General features: G+C 62.8%; 22 protein-coding genes. 11 read left to right on the plus strand and 11 right to left on the minus strand.

Going from position 1 to position 17,300, the window contains the following annotated elements; genetic code table 11:
* The first annotated feature begins 24 nt into the window (after positions 1-24).
* A complete protein-coding gene (locus F758_RS0126140) occupies positions 25-1,032 on the plus strand; it encodes a patatin-like phospholipase family protein (RefSeq protein WP_024510647.1) in 1,008 nt (335 codons plus the stop codon).
* 205 nt (positions 1,033-1,237) lie between these two features.
* Here F758_RS0126140 and F758_RS0126145 read toward each other — a convergent pair whose 3' ends face one another.
* Positions 1,238-1,666 carry a CBS domain-containing protein gene (locus F758_RS0126145; RefSeq protein ID WP_024510648.1) on the minus strand — a complete coding sequence of 143 codons (429 nt, stop codon included), beginning with the start codon at positions 1,664-1,666 and terminating at the stop codon, positions 1,238-1,240.
* Positions 1,667-1,871: 205 nt separating this feature from the next.
* Positions 1,872-2,660, minus strand: a complete 789-nt coding sequence (locus F758_RS0126150) for a rhomboid family intramembrane serine protease (protein WP_024510649.1) — start codon at positions 2,658-2,660, stop codon at positions 1,872-1,874.
* 135 nt (positions 2,661-2,795) lie between these two features.
* Between F758_RS0126150 and F758_RS0126155 the strand changes: the two genes are divergently transcribed.
* From F758_RS0126155 to F758_RS0126165, 3 genes are all read left to right on the plus strand, one after another.
* Positions 2,796-3,110: a hypothetical protein gene (locus F758_RS0126155; RefSeq protein WP_245286596.1), complete on the plus strand. Its 315-nt coding sequence runs from the start codon at positions 2,796-2,798 to the stop codon at positions 3,108-3,110.
* 177 nt (positions 3,111-3,287) lie between these two features.
* The gene (locus F758_RS0126160) at positions 3,288-4,349 is read left to right on the plus strand and encodes a YeiH family protein (RefSeq protein ID WP_035723120.1); all 1,062 of its coding nucleotides are present in this window, start codon (positions 3,288-3,290) and stop codon (positions 4,347-4,349) included.
* Positions 4,350-4,775: 426 nt separating this feature from the next.
* The gene (locus tag F758_RS0126165) at positions 4,776-5,330 is read left to right on the plus strand and encodes a PAS domain-containing protein (protein WP_024510652.1); all 555 of its coding nucleotides are present in this window, start codon (positions 4,776-4,778) and stop codon (positions 5,328-5,330) included.
* Here the strand turns inward: F758_RS0126165 and F758_RS0126170 are convergent.
* The gene (locus tag F758_RS0126170) at positions 5,327-6,478 is read right to left on the minus strand and encodes an aminotransferase class V-fold PLP-dependent enzyme (protein WP_024510653.1); all 1,152 of its coding nucleotides are present in this window, start codon (positions 6,476-6,478) and stop codon (positions 5,327-5,329) included. The genes F758_RS0126165 and F758_RS0126170 overlap by 4 nt on opposite strands.
* 256 nt (positions 6,479-6,734) lie before the next feature.
* On the opposite strand from F758_RS0126170, the gene F758_RS0126175 reads away from it, so the two are divergent.
* From F758_RS0126175 to F758_RS0126185, 3 genes are all read left to right on the plus strand, one after another.
* On the plus strand, positions 6,735-7,868 hold the full coding sequence (locus tag F758_RS0126175; RefSeq protein ID WP_349543326.1) for an EAL domain-containing response regulator: 1,134 nt from the start codon (positions 6,735-6,737) through the stop codon (positions 7,866-7,868).
* Positions 7,869-7,987: 119 nt separating this feature from the next.
* Positions 7,988-8,602 carry a PilZ domain-containing protein gene (locus F758_RS0126180; RefSeq protein WP_024510655.1) on the plus strand — a complete coding sequence of 205 codons (615 nt, stop codon included), beginning with the start codon at positions 7,988-7,990 and terminating at the stop codon, positions 8,600-8,602.
* 331 nt (positions 8,603-8,933) lie between these two features.
* Positions 8,934-9,560, plus strand: coding sequence for a transglutaminase-like cysteine peptidase (locus tag F758_RS0126185; protein WP_024510656.1), 627 nt, complete (start codon positions 8,934-8,936; stop codon positions 9,558-9,560).
* Between the two features lie 210 nt (positions 9,561-9,770).
* Here F758_RS0126185 and F758_RS49840 read toward each other — a convergent pair whose 3' ends face one another.
* Together F758_RS49840 and F758_RS0126195 are read right to left on the minus strand one after the other, a co-directional pair.
* The gene (locus tag F758_RS49840) at positions 9,771-10,034 is read right to left on the minus strand and encodes a hypothetical protein (protein WP_157450162.1); all 264 of its coding nucleotides are present in this window, start codon (positions 10,032-10,034) and stop codon (positions 9,771-9,773) included.
* Complete coding sequence (locus tag F758_RS0126195; RefSeq protein ID WP_024510657.1) at positions 10,012-10,464, minus strand: cell division regulator GpsB; 453 nt, start codon at positions 10,462-10,464, stop codon at positions 10,012-10,014. The genes F758_RS49840 and F758_RS0126195 overlap by 23 nt, the downstream gene beginning before the upstream one ends.
* 343 nt (positions 10,465-10,807) lie before the next feature.
* Between F758_RS0126195 and F758_RS52055 the strand changes: the two genes are divergently transcribed.
* Both F758_RS52055 and F758_RS0126205 read left to right on the plus strand, forming a co-directional pair.
* Positions 10,808-11,311 (plus strand): hypothetical protein, encoded by a 504-nt coding sequence (locus tag F758_RS52055; RefSeq protein WP_024510658.1) that lies wholly within the window; start codon positions 10,808-10,810, stop codon positions 11,309-11,311.
* A gap of 379 nt (positions 11,312-11,690) precedes the next feature.
* Positions 11,691-12,578: a dienelactone hydrolase family protein gene (locus tag F758_RS0126205; RefSeq protein ID WP_024510659.1), complete on the plus strand. Its 888-nt coding sequence runs from the start codon at positions 11,691-11,693 to the stop codon at positions 12,576-12,578.
* A 174-nt stretch (positions 12,579-12,752) separates the two neighbouring features.
* Here F758_RS0126205 and F758_RS0126210 read toward each other — a convergent pair whose 3' ends face one another.
* Both F758_RS0126210 and F758_RS49850 read right to left on the minus strand, forming a co-directional pair.
* The gene (locus F758_RS0126210) at positions 12,753-13,151 is read right to left on the minus strand and encodes a hypothetical protein (protein WP_349543330.1); all 399 of its coding nucleotides are present in this window, start codon (positions 13,149-13,151) and stop codon (positions 12,753-12,755) included.
* Between the two features lie 120 nt (positions 13,152-13,271).
* Positions 13,272-13,643 (minus strand): hypothetical protein, encoded by a 372-nt coding sequence (locus tag F758_RS49850; RefSeq protein ID WP_157450164.1) that lies wholly within the window; start codon positions 13,641-13,643, stop codon positions 13,272-13,274.
* 185 nt (positions 13,644-13,828) lie between these two features.
* Between F758_RS49850 and F758_RS50960 the strand changes: the two genes are divergently transcribed.
* Positions 13,829-14,002 carry a hypothetical protein gene (locus tag F758_RS50960; protein ID WP_198026570.1) on the plus strand — a complete coding sequence of 58 codons (174 nt, stop codon included), beginning with the start codon at positions 13,829-13,831 and terminating at the stop codon, positions 14,000-14,002.
* A gap of 68 nt (positions 14,003-14,070) precedes the next feature.
* Here F758_RS50960 and F758_RS0126225 read toward each other — a convergent pair whose 3' ends face one another.
* Positions 14,071-14,601: a gamma carbonic anhydrase family protein gene (locus tag F758_RS0126225; protein ID WP_024510662.1), complete on the minus strand. Its 531-nt coding sequence runs from the start codon at positions 14,599-14,601 to the stop codon at positions 14,071-14,073.
* A gap of 79 nt (positions 14,602-14,680) precedes the next feature.
* Positions 14,681-15,010 carry a DUF6949 family protein gene (locus F758_RS0126230; RefSeq protein ID WP_024510663.1) on the minus strand — a complete coding sequence of 110 codons (330 nt, stop codon included), beginning with the start codon at positions 15,008-15,010 and terminating at the stop codon, positions 14,681-14,683.
* A 197-nt stretch (positions 15,011-15,207) separates the two neighbouring features.
* On the opposite strand from F758_RS0126230, the gene F758_RS0126235 reads away from it, so the two are divergent.
* Positions 15,208-15,939, plus strand: coding sequence for a hypothetical protein (locus tag F758_RS0126235; protein ID WP_024510664.1), 732 nt, complete (start codon positions 15,208-15,210; stop codon positions 15,937-15,939).
* Positions 15,940-15,942: 3 nt separating this feature from the next.
* On the opposite strand, the gene F758_RS0126240 is transcribed toward F758_RS0126235, so the two are convergent.
* Positions 15,943-16,155 carry a DUF3126 family protein gene (locus tag F758_RS0126240; protein ID WP_024510665.1) on the minus strand — a complete coding sequence of 71 codons (213 nt, stop codon included), beginning with the start codon at positions 16,153-16,155 and terminating at the stop codon, positions 15,943-15,945.
* Between the two features lie 236 nt (positions 16,156-16,391).
* The gene (gene cysE / locus F758_RS0126245) at positions 16,392-17,219 is read right to left on the minus strand and encodes a serine O-acetyltransferase (protein WP_024510666.1); all 828 of its coding nucleotides are present in this window, start codon (positions 17,217-17,219) and stop codon (positions 16,392-16,394) included.
* Positions 17,220-17,300 lie beyond the last annotated feature (81 nt).

A 17,300-nucleotide genomic window follows, 5' to 3' on the forward strand; every position in this document is an offset into this window, starting at 1 on the left:
GGGAGGCCTCCGGGAGAGCTTTCGGTGTTGGACGGCCTGATCAGACGCGGACGAGACGAAGGGAACGGCATCGAAAAGGTGGGGCTCGGCACCATTCGGCGCCCCGTCATCGGGCTTGCGCTCGGCGGAGGCGCAGCGCGAGGATTTGCTCATATCGGCGTTCTGCGGACCCTGCTCGCCCACGGCATCGTCCCGAACATCGTGGTCGGCACCTCGATCGGCGCGGTGGTCGGCGGCGCCTACGCGGCCGGCCACCTCGACACGCTGGAGGAGTGGGCCCGCGGCCTGCAGGTGCGAAACATTCTCGGCTATCTCGACATTCGCCTCAACGGCTCAGGCCTGATCGGCGGCGAGAAGCTTGCGGCAAAGCTCGAAGCTTCCATGGGCAATACGCTGATCGAAGACCTGCCGGTGAAATTCGCCAGCGTCGCCACCGAAGTGCGCACCGGTCATGAGATCTGGCTGACCCATGGCCGAGTCGTCGACGGCATGCGCGCATCTTACGCCCTGCCGGGCATCTTCGCGCCGGTCCTGATCGGCGACCGCTGGCTGGTCGACGGCGCGCTGGTCAATCCGGTCCCGGTGTCGGCGGCGCGCGCGCTCGGCGCGGAGATTGTCATTGCCGCCAACCTCTCCAGCGACGTGTTCACGCACTCGACCACGATCTATTCGCACGGCGCACCGGCCGAAGTGCCGGAGACCGTGATAGATTCCACCGTGCCGCCCAAGCGCGGCATCGGCCGCTTCTTCTCGCCGGAGCGCACGGTCAAGCGCGAATTTTTCGGCAGCGCCGGCCGACCCGGCATCTCCTCCATCATGGTCGATGCCTTCAACATCATGCAGGACCGCATCACCCGCGCGCGCCTTGCTGGCGATCCGCCGGATCTGCTGATCACGCCGCGGGTCGGCCAGATCGGCTGGTTCGATTTCCATCGCGCCGCCGACCTGATCGACTTCGGCGCGCGTGCCGCCGAGCGCGCGCTGGATTCGATCCACGAAGCGATCCCGGCGCTGGCGCCGAAAGCGGAGTGAGGTCAGCCGAGCCGCCAGCCACACGCGCGGCTCTGCTCCTTCTCCCCGCGTTGTGGGCGTGACGAGCAAAGCTCGCGCTGGGAAGGTTGGGATGAAGGGGGCTGCCTCCGCGAGCGCGGTTCGTGGCGAGTCCCCTCGCCCGCATCGCAGTTACAATGCGATCCGACCTCTCCCAGCCAGCGCGGGGAGGTAAACCGACAGCGCCCTACGCCGTCTTGATGTATGTCCGCAGCGCTTCCTGCTCGGTCTCGTATTCCTGGACGCGCCATTTGACGACGTCGCCGATCGAGATCAGACCGACGATCCGCTCGCCCTCGAGCACCGGCAAATGGCGGAACTTGCCGAGCGTCATCATTTCCATGATGGCCGCGACCGTATCGTTCGGCCGGCAACTCACGACCTTGCGCGTCATGACCGCGCTCACCGGCTCCTCCAGCACGGCGGCTCCCCGCTCGCCCAGCACGCGCACGATGTCGCGCTCGGACAGAATGCCTTCGATGCGGCCCTCGCTCATGACCAAGACGGCACCGATCTTGCGCTCTCCGAGGAGCTTGATCGCCTCGAAGAGCTTGGCCTCCAGCGGGACACTTACGATTTGGTGGCCTTTGGTGTCGAGGATTGCACGTACCGTCATTGTCGTCTCCCTGAAGCGATCGCGCTCCTAAAAAGCTGGCGCGGTCTTTTTGCGAGTTTCAAACAACAGTCGGGCGCCAATTTCGTTGCAGGCGCTTGCTTGCAGGCACGCTTCTTCATCGAGCGCCGCTTTCCCGCGGGCGCGCGGCCCTCAGGCCGCATGAGTTGAGCCATCGATGATGGAGGAAATCGCCTGATGCCGCAAGCTAGTACGCCGCACCTGCAGCATCGGGATTTGTGCGCGGCACAGGATCGAACAGCGAGAACGACACGAGCCCGGCAAAGAAACCGCCGATATGCGCCTGCCAGGCGACGCTGGTGCCGTCGGCGCCGATCGCCAGCGAGCCGATACCGAAGATGAGGTTGACCCCGAACCACACCAGGAGAAAGGCGAGCACGCGCCCATTGCGCAAGGACCGCGACAGCGACAGCGCCGGTACCTTGGCGGCAGCCTCCGCATCGCCGCGGTTCAACGAGAGAAAGCTGCCTCGCACGAAAGCAAAGCGGATCGCAGCGGCCATGGCGCCCGAGACCGACGCAGAGGCGCCGATCATCGGCGCCACCGCGTGCTCATGGGTGATGAGATGCGCGAGCGCGCCCGCGGCGGCGGTCACCGCCATGAACAGGAAAAAGCGGAACGCGCCGAAGCGGCGCGCCAGCGCGCTGCCGAACGGCAAGAGCCACAGCACGTTGAAGCCAAGATGGGTGAGATTGGCATGCAGCAGAGAGTAGGTGACGAAGGTCCAGACCTTGGCCCCGGCCCCGCCGGGAAAGGTCAAGTCGATCAGCGTCGAATCGTAGCGCTTCGGAATGAATCCGAAGACATCGATGGTCCAGTCCTCCCATTCGACCGGCAGCAGCACGCGCAAATGGATCGCGGCGAGCACGAGAATGTAGGCAGTCAGCGCCGGCGGCAGCGTCAGGATCGGCTCGCGCGGGCGATGTTGCTGCAGTTCCGACGAGGCGTCCTGCGGGGGGTCGAGAGGGGCTTCCAAGGGGATTTTAGACCTCAAAATGAGCGTCACCAGGCGATGATGGCCAGATAGGCGGCTTTGTCCCCGCTGCGCAAGGGCACCGAGGAGACCCAAAAATCAAAAATCCCACCGAGCTGCCCCGCCGGAGAAAATTACATGCGCACGCACGCCGCAAAACAGATTTCGCTGCCATTGCTTTCAAACGGCCAATTCACGACATTTGCAGCGGAAAATCGCGCGCGAACGATGATGCAGGACCCCCAATTCGATCCCTTTGGCGAGCCGGTGGCAATCGCCGATACGCGGACAACGGCGCGCGGGTCGCGCTGGTTGACGCGAACCGGCGCCGGCCTGTTCTGGGCGCTGGTGATCGTCATCGTGGCGGCGCGTGCGATCTACTTCGAACCGGGCGTCTTCAACGGCTTCGATCGCGCCGTCGCCTTCGCACAAAGCCTGCTCGCGTCACTGTGATCGGACTGGCCCCCGGCGTAAGGGAGCCGGTCGCGGCCCATGCTCATTTGCGTGGCTGATAAACGCTGCGAGATGCAATTTCTTTCTATCGCGGCAATCTGAAAATATATTACCCTCCGGCCCTCACTCAGCGCACAGTTTGTTCTGAAGCGAGGGTTTGTGCCGCTCGACAAGACAATTGCGAAGAAGGATTCCGAGGAAGGCCGCCTGGGCTCCGCGTTCCGGCGCCTCGGCGCTGCGCTGCCCGGCGTCGCGCTCTGTCTGTTGATTACCGTAACGTCCTTGGCGATCCAGCGGCTGGAGGAGCGGCTTTTCGGGCACCCTTATGTCGAGGCGCTGGTGATCGCGATCCTGCTCGGCATGGCGGTGCGCTCGTTCTGGCGCCCACCCGAGCGCTGGCAGATCGGCATTGCCTTCAGCGCCAAGCAGCTCCTCGAAATCGCCGTGACGCTGCTCGGGGCTTCCATCAGCTTTGCCGCGATCGCCGCCTCGGGCTCGCTGCTGCTGGCCGCCATCATCGGCACCGTGATCGTCGCGCTCGGCGTGAGCTTCGGCGTTGCCCGCGCGCTCGGCCTGCCGACGAAGCTCTCGATCCTGATCGCCTGCGGCAATTCGATTTGCGGTAATTCGGCGATCGCCGCCGTGGCGCCCGTGATCGGCGCCGACGGGGACGACATCGCCTCCTCCATCTCCTTTACCGCCGTGCTCGGCGTGCTCATGGTATTGGGACTGCCGCTGCTCATTCCGCTGCTCAAGCTCTCGGCGACCCAATACGGGATTCTCGCGGGGCTCACCGTCTACGCGGTGCCCCAGGTGCTCGCCGCCACCGTCCCCGCGGGCGTGGTCAGCACGCAGATCGGGACGCTGGTGAAGCTGGTTCGCGTGCTGATGCTCGGACCTGTCGTGGTCGGGCTTTCGCTGATCGCCTCGCGCAGGCTCGGCGTCGGAGCAGCCAAGGCCGGCGGAAAGCCGGTAGGCCCTTTCAAGCTGGTGCCGTGGTTCATCATCGGCTTTCTCGTGCTCGCCGCGTTGCGCTCGCTGCAGATCGTGCCGGACGTGGTCGTGGAACCGGTGACGCGGACGGCGGCGCTGCTCACGGTCGTCTCGATGGCGGCGCTGGGGCTCGGCGTCGATGTCCGCGTTCTCTCCAACGTCGGCGGCAAGGTGACGGCGGCGGTGACACTATCCCTGGTGCTGCTGCTTGCGATGAGCATCGTGATCATTCAGCTCTTCAAGTGAAGAGTTCGCCGCAAGACACTTTCCTGACAAACGCTTTTTCGAAAACGAAAAAGGGAGGATGCTGAGAACATCCTCCCTCACGTGGTTGGTTATTTTCACGCGGGTCCGGGGCAACATCCGCACCCCTCCGCGCGCTGACCCAATCCGTTTGACGTCGCCCGTGTGACTGCGCTTCCGCACTGCCCGCGGCCGGCAACCTGGAGCAAGCGGCCGACGGCGAAAGCACCATCACCTTACCAGCCACCCAGCGTGCGCCAAGCACATCGTTAATTTAACCTTAACGACGTAAAGCCCTCGGGAAAACGGCGCGAAAGCCGCCGGCGGCATGGACGCTGCACGACCCCTCCTGCACTAATGGTTAAGGGAAAGTAAGTGCGCGAGAACGGGACAGAACTGTCCCGATCGCAGCACCGGGGAGTATGCGTCATGAAGCATCCGTCCAGCCGCGAGTTCTTCGCTTATTGGGACGGCAAACGCGGAAGCGCGCGCGCCCCCGACCGCAGCGACATCGAGCCGAACGCCGTGCGCGGCCTGCTCGGCGACATCTTCGTCCTCTCCTGTGATCTCGATGCCGGCTATCCGTTTCGCGTCGCCGGCACCCGGGTGTGCGCGCTGTTCGGCCGCGACCTCAAGGACGAGAGCTTCGCCGCGTTGTTTACGCGCGAAAGCCGCCGCGAGATCGAGGACATCGCAACCGTCGTTGCCGAGGAAATGCTGCCGAGCATCGCAGGCCTCACCGCGACCGCCACCGACGGCACGCGGACGCATCTCGAACTGTTGCTGCTGCCGTTCAACGCGCGCGCACACGCCCCCATCAGCATGACCGGCCTGCTTGCTCCGTTCGAAAGCAATCCCGGCATGCTCGGCGCGCTCGAACTGGTCTCGCACCGCTATCTGCATCAGCCGGAAAAGATCATTCCGCGCGCGATCCGCAAGCTCGCGATCGCCCGCGGCTTCATGGTGTACGAGGGACTGCGCTAGTCCTTCAACCGCCGCGTCAGCGCTGCGACGAAGCGATCGGCATCGACTTCGTCGTTATAGACATGCGGTGCAATGCGCATGCGACCAAGGCGCGCCGCGACGTAGATGCCCTCGCTTGCCAGCCCCTCGATCAGCCCCGTCGGCATGCTGCCCTTGAAACCGAGGCTCAGAATATGCGGCGCCCGCAAAGTGCGGTCCGGCGCGGACAGGCCCAAACCGCGGATGTCCTGCGCGATACGATCGGTCAACATCGACAGCCGCTGCACCACCGCGCCCTGTCCCCAGTCGGCCATCATCTCCATGCCGATCGAGGCCATCTCCATCGAGATGAAGTGGTCGCGCTCTCCCATGTCGAAGCGGCGCGCGTCCGGCACATAGCGCAGATCGGCGAAATAGACCGCGTTCTCGGCGCGCACATCGCGGCGGCCGTAGGATGTCTGCTCGAGCGGAACGCCGCCCTGATGCCGCTTGGCGATGTAGATGAAGGCGCGACCATAGGGCCCGAGCAGCCACTTGTAGGTCGGAAAGATCACGAAATCCGGATCCAGGCGCTGCACGTCCATCGCCAGCACGCCGGCGCTCTGCGTCGCATCGACAAGGAGCATCGCGCCCTGCCGCTTGAGCGCAGCGCGTATCGCTTGAACATCGATCAGTCCGCCGTCCGACCAGTGCACCGAGGAAATCGAGGCGAGTCCGACCGGCGGCCCACCCGGGCGTTCGACGATCGCAAGGATAGCGGATGTCCAATCGCCGTCGTCGGGCCGGTTCACCGTCTCGACGGTGAAACCCTGCGCTTCCGCACGCACGCGCCATTCGAGCACCGGCGAGGAGTGATCGTTCTCCAAAACGACCACGCGCGAGCCGCGCGCGATCGTGACGATCTTTGCGGCCGTCGCAACGCCATAGCTGACCGAGGGAATGAGCGCGATGTCGGCCGCATCGGCACTGATCAGGCGCGCCGCGGCCCTGCGCGCGCGCTCATACTGCTCGCCCGCGAAGCTTGCATCGAGTGTCCATGGTGTCGCCTTGCGCCCGACAGCGGCGCGGCCGGCTTCTCGGGTCCGCAACGGTAGCGGGCTGTAGGACGCCGCATTCAAGTAGCAGATGTGGCGCGGTATCTCGAACAGCTCACGTTGCGATGCAAGCATACGAATCTCTTTAATATCTTGCCGATTGCATTTAGACTGGAACACACGCGCCCACTGTTCGCCGCCGGCTGGCGCTCCCGGCCTTTCTCATTTGATTACCATAACTTTCTCGGGCGGCATTCGCATCAATTGCACGCGGCGAGCGTTCGTCGCGGAAACGTCAAAATCCCCCCTGATGTTGGGTTCCGGGATGATCGGAGACACAACGCCGGAAGCGAAAGTAACGAAGCGTTCAACATTTGGGCGCCGCAGGGTCGTGCCGCGCGCCACCGTCGTCGACAGCAAGAAGCATAACCAGGCTTTCCTGCTGGAGACGCTTGGCGAACTCGGATTCATTGCCAGCCCCTGCCCCGCCGAGCCGGCCAGCATCATGGAGACGGCGCCGGATCTCGTGGTGCTCGGAATCTCTGGCGGTGACGGCGTCGAGATCAGCCAAATTTTACGCGTTCTCGCCGATGCCGAGTTCGTGGGCTCGGTGCTTGCCATCGGCCCGGCTCATTCGGTTCTGGTCCAGGCCGTCCGGCAGCTCTGCAATGAGCTCGGCCTTGCCATGCTGCCGATGCTGCCCACGCCTTTCAGTGTCGAGGTGCTGCGCGGGCGCGTTGCGGGATTTCTTTCTCCGGGAGCCGCGCCCAGCCCCGTGGTCGACGTCGCCGAAGCGCTCAAGCTTGGCTGGCTTGAATTGTGGTATCAGCACAAGATCGACGTCCACTCGTTGCAGCCGAGCGGCGCAGAAGCGCTTGTCCGCATCCGTCACCCCGCGTGGGGTGTCGTTTCGCCCGCGGACTTCATCCCGGACAGCAGGGATCCGAGCTTCCGCGGGTTTTCCGAGTTCGTGGTCAGCCGCGCCGTGGAAGACTGGCATACGTTCGTGCAGGAGCGCGGTCCGGTCGAAATCTCGATCAACCTTCCGCTGGCCTTTCTGAAGGACGGTCCCGCGGTGCTTGATCTTTGCCGGAAGCTGCCGAGCCATCCGGCATTCGGCGGCCTGCTGGTTGAAATCAATTGCGATGACATCATCCGCAACGGCGATCTGGTGGTGGATATCGCCCAGCAGCTCCGGTTTCGCAATCTCGCCATCTCGGTCGACGATGTCGGCGCCGAATGGCCGGAATTGAGGCGGCTTGCGATCTTCCCGTTTGTCGAATTGAAGGTTGACCGCCAATTCGTCACCGGTTGCGCCGAGGACCGGCTCAAGCAGGTGGTGTGCCGAGGCATCATCGATCTCGCCCGGAATTATGGCGCACGCGTCGTGGCCAAGGGCATCGAGACACGCGCCGATTTCCGTGCCGCCCACGAATTGGGCTTTGATCAAGTGCAGGGTTTTCTGTTCGGCAAGCCGGTCAGCTCCCAGAAATTCGCGCGCTCCCCCCGCGTGGCTCCCGGCTGAAGTCGCCGATCGCAAGGTTTGGGCGACGCCCACATCTCACGCAACCACCGCTAACCACCCATTAACCCTGTCGGACTTAGGGTCTTTCAACACCGGGCCGCCGGTGGTCGGGTGCAACGATGGCGTTGGCGAACAAGAAATCCATTCTTCCCGCAACGGAAGAGCGTCGGCGCTTTCAGCGCGTCAAGGTGCATCTGCTCGGCCGCTACATGCTGCCGGATCGCCGTGAATTTCCGTGCCAGATCATCAATATGTCCCCCGGCGGGCTTGCATTGCTCGCGCCCGGGATCGGCAATGTCGGCGACCGCGTCATCGCCTATCTCGACCATATCGGCCGGGTCGAGGGCAAGATCACCCGCATCATCGACAATGGTTTTGCGATGACGATCGCGGCAACCGCCCGCAAGCGCGACAAGCTTGCGGCACAGCTCACCTGGCTCGCCAATCGCGACATTCTCAATCTGCCGGAGGATCGCAGGCACGATCGCATCATCCCGCGCAACCCGATCGCGGTGCTCACGCTCGAGGACGGCAGCAAGATGACCTGCCGCATCATCGACATGTCGCTGTCGGGCGCCGCGATTGCCGCGGAGACCCGTCCGCCGCTGCGCTCACTGGTGATGCTCGGCCGCGTCCAGGCCCGCGCGGTGCGCAACCTGGAGGATGGCTTTGCCATCGAGTTTGTCCATCAGCAGATGGCGGAAACTCTCGAAGAGAACGTTACCGCGCGGTAAAGCACCGCCTCCCGCAAATCGTCCGGACTTGCCGCGGCGCGCACGCGCCGCTCTCCCACCGCATGCTCCCCCCGGCGGATCTCCCTCGCTCGCAGTCGGTTAACGCCCCCGCAGAAACGGAGAAAAAGGCTGTAACGACCGCACTTGAGAGCTTAATAGATAAAATTTTATACAATTGCGATCGTTTCAAATTTTATTCGAATAATGCTCAAGTCTATATCGATTTTTCGGCAGTTTTTACTTTCATTCATCTCAATTGTACTCCGCTGACTTAGCGGCACCGCAAAACCTTTGTGCGAAACGTGGTCCCAACAAGAAAACGGGGGCCACAATGGACTTCAGGGGACAGGCAAAGGGACTGGCGTTGATCGCCGTCCTGCTCTCCATCGGCGCGAAAGCTCATGCGGGCGACGAGCGCGTGCTCTACGCGAGCCTGGGTGACACGACGCGCGCACCGATTGGTTGGGTCGAGTTCTGCGCGGAGAATCCGGGCGAATGCCAGAGCGGCCAGAGCGAGCCGCGCGACATCGTGTTGTCGCAGGCGGCCTGGCGCGATCTGCTGAAGGTCAACCGCTGGGTCAACGAGACCGTCAAGCCGATGACCGACATGGAGCATTGGGGCGTGATCGAGAAATGGTCGCTCCCGACCGACGGCTACGGTGATTGCGAGGATTATGTGCTGCTCAAGCGCAAGATGCTGATCGACGCCGGCTGGCCGCGCCAAGCGCTACTCATCACGGTCGTGCGCGACAAGAAAGGCGAAGGTCACGCGGTGCTGACGGTGAAGACCGACAAGGGCGAGTTCATTCTCGACAATCAGAACGAGAACGTCGTGGCCTGGACCGAGACCGGCTACCGCTTCGTCAAGCGTCAGTCGCAGAGCGATCCGAACGTTTGGGTTTCGCTCGGCGATGGCCGTCCGGCGGTCGCGACCGCCAGCGCCCGGGACGGGCGCTGAGATCCACAAGGCTTAGGAGTTACGCGACCCGGTCACATCCCCACCCCTCCCCGTCCCAGACCGGTTCGCGCGCGGCCAGCTGTCCCCCAACAGCTGGCCGCACCCCTTTGTGGCGCTGCGAGCCGCCGGCTGAAACCCTACAAAGCAAGAGCCCCTTGGCCCGGCCAGTTAAGACGAAATGATAGTTTTCGCGACTAGAGCGCGGTGAGATCAGGTTGAATCATCATCGCGCTCCAAGATTTTTGTTTGGGCATGATATTTTTGGAGAACCGGATCATGCTCAAAATGACTGAAATGCCAAGAAACGAAAAGACGAAAGAAAAATACGCTCGCCCGGCTGGCGTTCAGCGATCGCCAACCCGGCCCCTTCACACCCGACCGCACGCATTGCGGCGCAACAACCTGCAAATCCAACGGCTGCCCCTGCGAAGAAGGTTTCGCTGAACCCGCTTTAGCTATCGCTGTTGCTTTCAATTCGACGTTTCACCGTCTCGCAGGTCTTGCGGACATCCTCAGTGAAGATCGTGCAATCCTCGATGCGCTTGAAGATCTTCTTGGCTTCTTCCCGATAAGCCGCTGCCGTCTCGCGCATATAGGCGATGGCATTATGCACCTCGGCAGTCATCGCCTCGCACTTCTGCGCCGCGCTGATCAGCTCGGCGCCCATCGCCTCGATTTCCTTCGCGGCGGCCTCATAGTCGCGTACCACGGCCTCCGCACTGAGCGCGCCGACGCGCGGAACGCCGTCTTGGTGCTCGACATAGTCCGGCATGGAGTCAGTTTGAACGGACGGCGCGCGGACCGATGGCAGTGACGTCTGCCCTGGAAGTCCTGCCGTGACGTCGGATTCAAGTTTAGCCAAGTCTAAGGGAGTGACTCTGTGAACCTGCTCGCTGCTACTCATAGGTTAATCCTTCCGATACCCAGTGGAACAACCCAGCAGGAGGATAGTAACAAAATATCGGGAACTGTCACTTGACTGCAGGATTTCGGCCAGCCTGACCGATTACTTCGCTCGTGCTCCTCCCTTTCCGCCCGTTCGCCTAGGCCGGCGTTTTTGGTAACAAAATACCGTGAAAGGCCCGCTATTGCCGGCTGCCGTGACGGCCCAGCCTCGGTTTTGTCGGATTCCTTGCCGAAAGCTTAATTTGCGCCGGGAAACGCTCTCGAATCGCTTGGCTTGACGTGAGAACCACCGCTGGCGCGACATAGTCGGCAACGTTCAGTTCAATGGGGGCTTGCATCTCATGATTGAACTCGCACGCGAAGACACAAGCCCAAACGTCACACGGATTGGCGCGCAGCCGATCGCGCTCGCGGCTGTAACGCTGATCGTCATCCTGGCCGGCGCCGCGGCGATGGCGCTCTGGCGCGCTTACGCCGGGACCTCCCCCGAAACCGACCGCGTCATGGCCGCCCGGCAGTTGCAGCAGGCCCACGCCGCGCAGGTTTCGCAGCAGTTGGTCGAGAAAACCAATGGGCTCGAGGTTACGCAGCAGGAATCGATCGACCAGTTGCAGGTTGTCCAGGATCAGCTCCAGCAGGTCCGCAAGCAACTCGCCGCCCAACAGGCCGATGCCAAGCGCCTCTCCGACCAGGTCGCCGGCCTGAGCGAGGCGGTGGACAGCCTTCGCCAGTCCTTTGCGAGCGCACAAACCGCTTCCGAGCCGTCTAACCCGCCGACGCCCCGCCACAGGGCCTCGCGCCGGGTCCATTCCGTGAGGACCGCAGCCGCCAAGCCCCGGAGCTGAGGCGCCGGGCCGCGCTTGGGTGCAATTTTTTGCACCCATTGTGAACCAGGTCACACTTTCCCGGGGTAATCCGGGGCATGATCCGATTACCGGAAGGCGTGAGCCGATTTCAATTTCCGGGGCTGGCAAGGTCGTCGGCGGCATACTGCGCCGGCGGCCTTGTTTATTTTTGCCGGGGCCGCGCCTTTATTCCCGTCCGTTCGAGTTTTTTGTTCGCCAGCCTCGCAGGCTGGTGATTTGCGTTTCGGTCTCAATTACTCGTGAATGCGCTGTCTGAGCGCGAGGGGATTGATCGCGCTCCTCAGTTTTGATCGCGCATGGTCCTTCCGGAAAACCGGCACCCGCCTTTCCGGATCATGTAGGCTTGAGGGACAAACCGATGACTGCCAAGACCGCCACGACGTCCGACGTGATCGGACTGACCAAGCCCGCACCGTTCTCGCGCCGTGGCTTCATGACCGCCACCGCCGCTGTGGCCGCCGGGTATACGCTCGCCACCGGGCCCGTGCGGGCCGACGTCATCAGGACCGACACCAATGGCATGCAGGCGGGCGAGACCAAAATCAAGGTCGGCGACGGCGAAATGCCCGGCTATTTCGCGCGCCCCGCTGGCGTGAGCAACCCGCCGGTGATCCTGGTTGCGATGGAGATTTTCGGCCTGCACGAATACATCAAGGACGTAACACGGCGTCTGGCCAAGCTCGGCGCGTTCGCCGTGGCGCCCGATTACTATTTTCGCAAGGGCGTCGATCTCACCAAGATCACCGATATCAAGGAGCTGCTGCCGATCGTGAACGCGAAGCCCGACGCGGAGCTGTTGTCCGACCTTGATGCGACGGTGGCTTGGGCGAACTCGCAGGGCGGCGATACCACGCGGCTCGGCATTGTCGGCTTCTGCAGGGGTGGGCGGACCGTGTGGGAATATGCCGCGCATAACGGCGGGCTGAAGGCCGGGGTTGCCTTTTACGGTCCGCCGGTCGATCCGCCCAATCCGGTCTGGCCGAAGAGCCCGACCCAGCTCGCGGCCGACATGAAGGCGCCGGTGCTCGGGCTCTATGGCGAAGCCGATACCGGGATTCCGGTCTCCCAGGTGGAGGCGCTGAAGGCGGCTCTGGCGGCAAACCACAAGACCGCCGAGTTCAAGATCTATCCGGGCGCGCCGCACGGCTTCCACGCCGATTACCGTGCGAGCTACCGCAAGGAAGCGGCGGAGGATGCCTGGAATCAGATGCAGGCCTGGTTCAAGAAACACAACGTGCTGAGCTAAGCCTCGGCCGATTGGCGAGCGGCGACACATGCCGCTCGCGCGAAGTCGTAAATGGGTAGAGGGTAGCGAGACCCATCCTGCTTGACCACTCGTGCTTGAGCAATTGTGTGGTGGGTTTCGCTTGCGCTCAACCCATCCACCCGATTTACACGTTCGCTCTGTTCGGAAGAACAATTACTCGCACACCTGGACGGTGCGGTAGCGCCAACCGTGGCGCGTATGGATACGGTGCCGGACGATGTAGCAGCCGGCGGAGTAATCGCCGTAGCCGACATAGGGGTCATCGTAATAGGGATAGCCATAGTAATAGGGCCCGTAGAAACCGAGCCCCAACGCTAGTCCGGACCCAAAGCCAAAACCATGGTGGTGAAAGCCGCCGCCATGGACGCCTCCGTGGAAGCCGCCACCGTGGAAGCCGCCAAAGCCGCCATGAAAACCGCCACCGTGGAAGCCGCCGCCAAAGCCACCATGCCCGCCGAACCCGCCGCGCGCCAAAGCGGCGTCAGGCGCAACGACGGCCATCGAAGCCGTCGCCAACAAGGCGATCATGGTTTTACGCAACATACTCATCATTCATTCTCCTGCCTCGTCGAAAGCCGCATATGCGGCACGACGTGACGGCAAGATATCTATGATGAGCATTACAAGCCCAGCTTGACGTTGCTCAATTCTCGGCGAGCAAAGGGAAAGCCGTCAGCAGCCGCGGCAAATGCCTTTCACCTTGCGATCGACGGATTGATTTTGCGAATCGATCGCCGAGTCATATTGCGTGTCGGGAGCGGTCCCGCTGCTGCCGGGAGCAGCCGATCCTGTCGAGCCTGTGGTCGCGCCTGCCCTCGCATTCGGGGCGCCACCCGATGACTGCGCGGTGCCGACGGCGTTGGGACTTCCTGTCGACGGACCAGTGGCTGCGCCGGCCGCTCCTGTCGCGCCGCCTCCGGCGCTACCAGCACCTCCGCCTCCGCCGCCACCACCGCCCTGCGCCAAAGCGGAATTGCAGCCGGCGAGAATTGCGATCGCAAGCATCGATGCCAAGCGGATCGACCAGGCGTTTGATCGGGTCATGGGCCTCTCCTTTTCTTGCCCCAACAGCGCACCGCGCCCGCGGTTCCTGTAGGCGTCGCCGACACGGGAATCCGAGGTCAGCGCACCGTCGCTCGAGAAAGGGAAGGCCGCTTGACCCGGCCGATCGTTCCTGTTCGCCTTGCCTGGGCGCCGATCAGCGCCGGCGTCCACAGAGATGGCTCACTATGCGTAAATTGATCGAGTTCGATGAGGATACCTACGACAAGCTCAAGCAATTGGCACGGGACCGCATGGGAACGCTGCAGGAGCTGGCGGACGAGGCGTTCGCCGACCTGCTTAAGAAGCACGGCGTTCCGGTCGATCTGAAAGATGCCTTGCGCAAGAGCGCTCGCCTGTAGGAGCCGCCGGCAAAGTCCGGCGCGCGCGCGAAGAGCACAGCCAAGAAGAGAGCGCGCGGAGCCAGCGGCTAGCCGATACGCTTCAAGCCCTTCTTGAACCGCGGACCGTTGGCGACATAGAAGCGTGCCGCGCTTCCCATGCGCTCGACCTGCGCGGGATCCAGTGTCCTGATCACGCGCGCGGGCGCGCCGATGATCAGCGAATGTTCGGGAAACTCCTTTCCCTCGGTGATGACCGCGCCGGCGCCGACGATGCTGCCGCGGCGGATCTTCGCGCCGTTCATCACGGTTGAGCCCATCCCGATCAGCGCGCCGTCTTCCAGCGTACAGCCGTGCAGAATGACATTGTGGCCGACGGTACAGTTCTTTCCGATGGTGAGCGGAAAGCCGAGATCGGTATGGCAGGTCGAATTGTCCTGTACATTCGAGCCCTCACCGATCTCGATCCATTCATTGTCGCCGCGCAGCACCGCGCCGAACCAGACGCTGGCGCCCTTGTGCAGACGCACCTTGCCGATCACCGTTGCGGTTTCCGCAATGAAGTAATCGCCGTCGGCAGGAAGGTCGGGCGCCTGCCCGTCCAGCTCGTAAATCGCCATGAAGTTCTCCTTCTGCTGCGGAGAACTTGGCAAAAGCAAAGCGCGCTTTCAAGCGCGCCCCGCGCGGGCGCGGGCTGACTTAAGCGAGCACGCCGGCGGCGCGCAGCGTCATCAGGAAAAAGGTTCCGGACATCATGCTCCAGAACCCGGCAATTACGGTCGCCATCATCACGAATTCAAAGCGGCGCCGCTCGACCTGAATACCCAGCAGCGTGTTGCGCATGATGATGAAGGGCGCCGCAAAGACCAGGAACGGCACGGCGGCAAAGCGCCTCGGGGTGACCCCCTCCTGCAGCAGCCCAAAGCCGGCAGGCCGCTCCGTCATAAGCTGATATCCGCTGGTCAAGGCGCCCGCCAATGCAAAACCGATGCAAACGGCGAACAGGGAATTCAACGCTTCCGGCGACATCGAACACTCATCCGCAACACAAACCACCCCGCCAACCAGCCTTCGCAGAATTGGCGCGGCGACGCTACATCATCCTTAAGAAAAGGTTAACACCGAAAGCCGCGGCTGCATGGCCCCTCTCCGCGCAAGCCTCTCGGAAATCGCAATCGCGTGGCATAGTCGCCGCGCTGATTCGTTTCCTTCGCGATGTCTCGTTCATGGCTGTGTTTCCGGTAGTTCTCTCCAGCGCACGCGATTGGCGCAAGAGCGGGCATCTGCTTCCCATCATCTCGGGTCTTGCAATCGCGGCCGCCGCGGTTGCGCTGGTGGTCTATCTGTTGTGGCCGACCTGGCGAACGGAAAACGCCGGTGATCCCACACGACTGCCGGTCAGTGTTGGCGGCACGCTGTTCAACGTTCCAACCGCTGCTATCAGGATAAAAATCCAGCGACACACCGGGCCACAGGAGCGCGTCGACCTCAGCTTCGCCTTCCCTTCCCTCGAGCCGCCCGCGCCCAAGCACGTGACCGCTGAAATGGTGGAAAACGCGATGCCGCCGATCGACCGGATCTTTGTGTCGATAGCGGCCCATCACGATGCGCTTTCGCCCGACGCAAGGGCGAGCACGATCTATCCGCGCTATCTCGCGGAGACGACCACGGCGCTCGAGAATGGCTTGACGATGCGCGCGTTCCGCGACGGCACGCCCTACAGCGGCGAGGATCTGTTCTCCGCCGATGCGCCAAGTCTCACTGCACCAAGTCTCACTGCACCAAGTCTCACTGCGCGCTGCACCCGAGACGCCTCGACGCCCGGCATGTGCTTGAGCGAGCGCCGCGTCGGCGGCGCCGACCTCATCTTTCGCTTCCCGCGAAGCTGGCTCGCGCAGTGGCCCGATGTGGCGGAAGCGATGGACCGCCTGACCGTGCAACTGCACGGCGCGGGATAGCGCCTATTCGACGAGATCGTCCTCGAGGATGGCCATCTGGAATTGAAAGGACCGGTCGTCATCCTCGTCATCGACAAAAAGAACGCCGATGAACTCCTCGCCGATATAGACCTCGGCGGAATCGTCCTTCTTCGGCCGCGGCACCACGCGTATCTTGGGATTGCCGAACACGCGCTTGAGATAGGCGTCTAGCTTCCTGACTTCTTGAACGTCCACGGCAGTCTCCAATCGGATCTCGAGCGAGATGACTTTCGACCGAAAGTCATCTCGCTCTTCTTTTGTTGTCGGAGCATGATCTCTCTTCGGAAAACCGGTACCCACTTTGCGCTAGCGCGGCCCTCCGGGTCCGGATCATGCCCATGAATTTCCGGGGAGGTTTTAGGACGGGACAAAGCGGACCGCCAGCGTTATCCGGCAGAAAAGATATGCCGGAGACCACTTGCAAACACCCTCTAGAGACCCAATGCGTTGATCATCTGATCCATAGTGCGCGATGGCTCGGCGCAGCCGGCCTCGCCAATGATCTTGGCCGGAACGCCGGCGACGGTGACGTTGTTCGGCACCGGCTTCACCACCACCGAGCCTGCGGCAATCCGCGCGCAATGGCCGATCTCGATGTTGCCGAGAATTTTCGCCCCTGCCCCGATCATCACGCCGTGACGGATTTTTGGATGGCGGTCCTCATTCTCCTTGCCGGTGCCGCCGAGCGTGACGCCATGCAGGATGGAGACATCGTCCTCGATCACAGCGGTCTCGCCGCAGACGAATCCGGTAGCGTGGTCAAGGAAGATTCCGCGGCCGATCTTTGCCGCTGGATTGATGTCGGTCTGGAACACTGCAGAGGAGCGGCTCTGCAGATAATAGGCGAAATCCTTGCGTCCCTTCTGATAGAGCCAATGCGCAAGGCGATGGGTCTGCAGGGCATGAAAGCCCTTGAAGTAGAGCAAGGGATCGATGAAGCGCGAGGTGGCGGGATCGCGGTCATAGACCGCCACGAGATCGGCGCGGAAAGCGTTGCCCAAATCGGGATCATCGCGGAGCGCCTCGTCGTAGGTCTGGCGGATCAGGTCGCCTGAAATTGCCGAATGGTCGAGACGGTCAGCGAGACGATGGACGACGGCATCCTCGAGCCGGTCGTGGTGCAGCACCGTCGAAAAGATGAAGGTGGCAAGCTCCGGCTCTCGCCGGACGATGTCTTCCGCCTCGCTGCGGACGCGACCCCAGATCGGGTCCAGCGCCGCCAGTCGCCCGCTCTGCGGATTGGCATGGTGCATTGCCATGGATGACCCTCGCAAATCTCGTTTGCCGCGCTTTATAGCACGGCTGCCTAACGGAGTCTCACGGCTCCCGCAAAGGCGAAT

This window comes from Bradyrhizobium sp. ARR65, from assembly GCF_000472385.1.
In the GTDB taxonomy this organism is placed as follows: domain Bacteria; phylum Pseudomonadota; class Alphaproteobacteria; order Rhizobiales; family Xanthobacteraceae; genus Bradyrhizobium.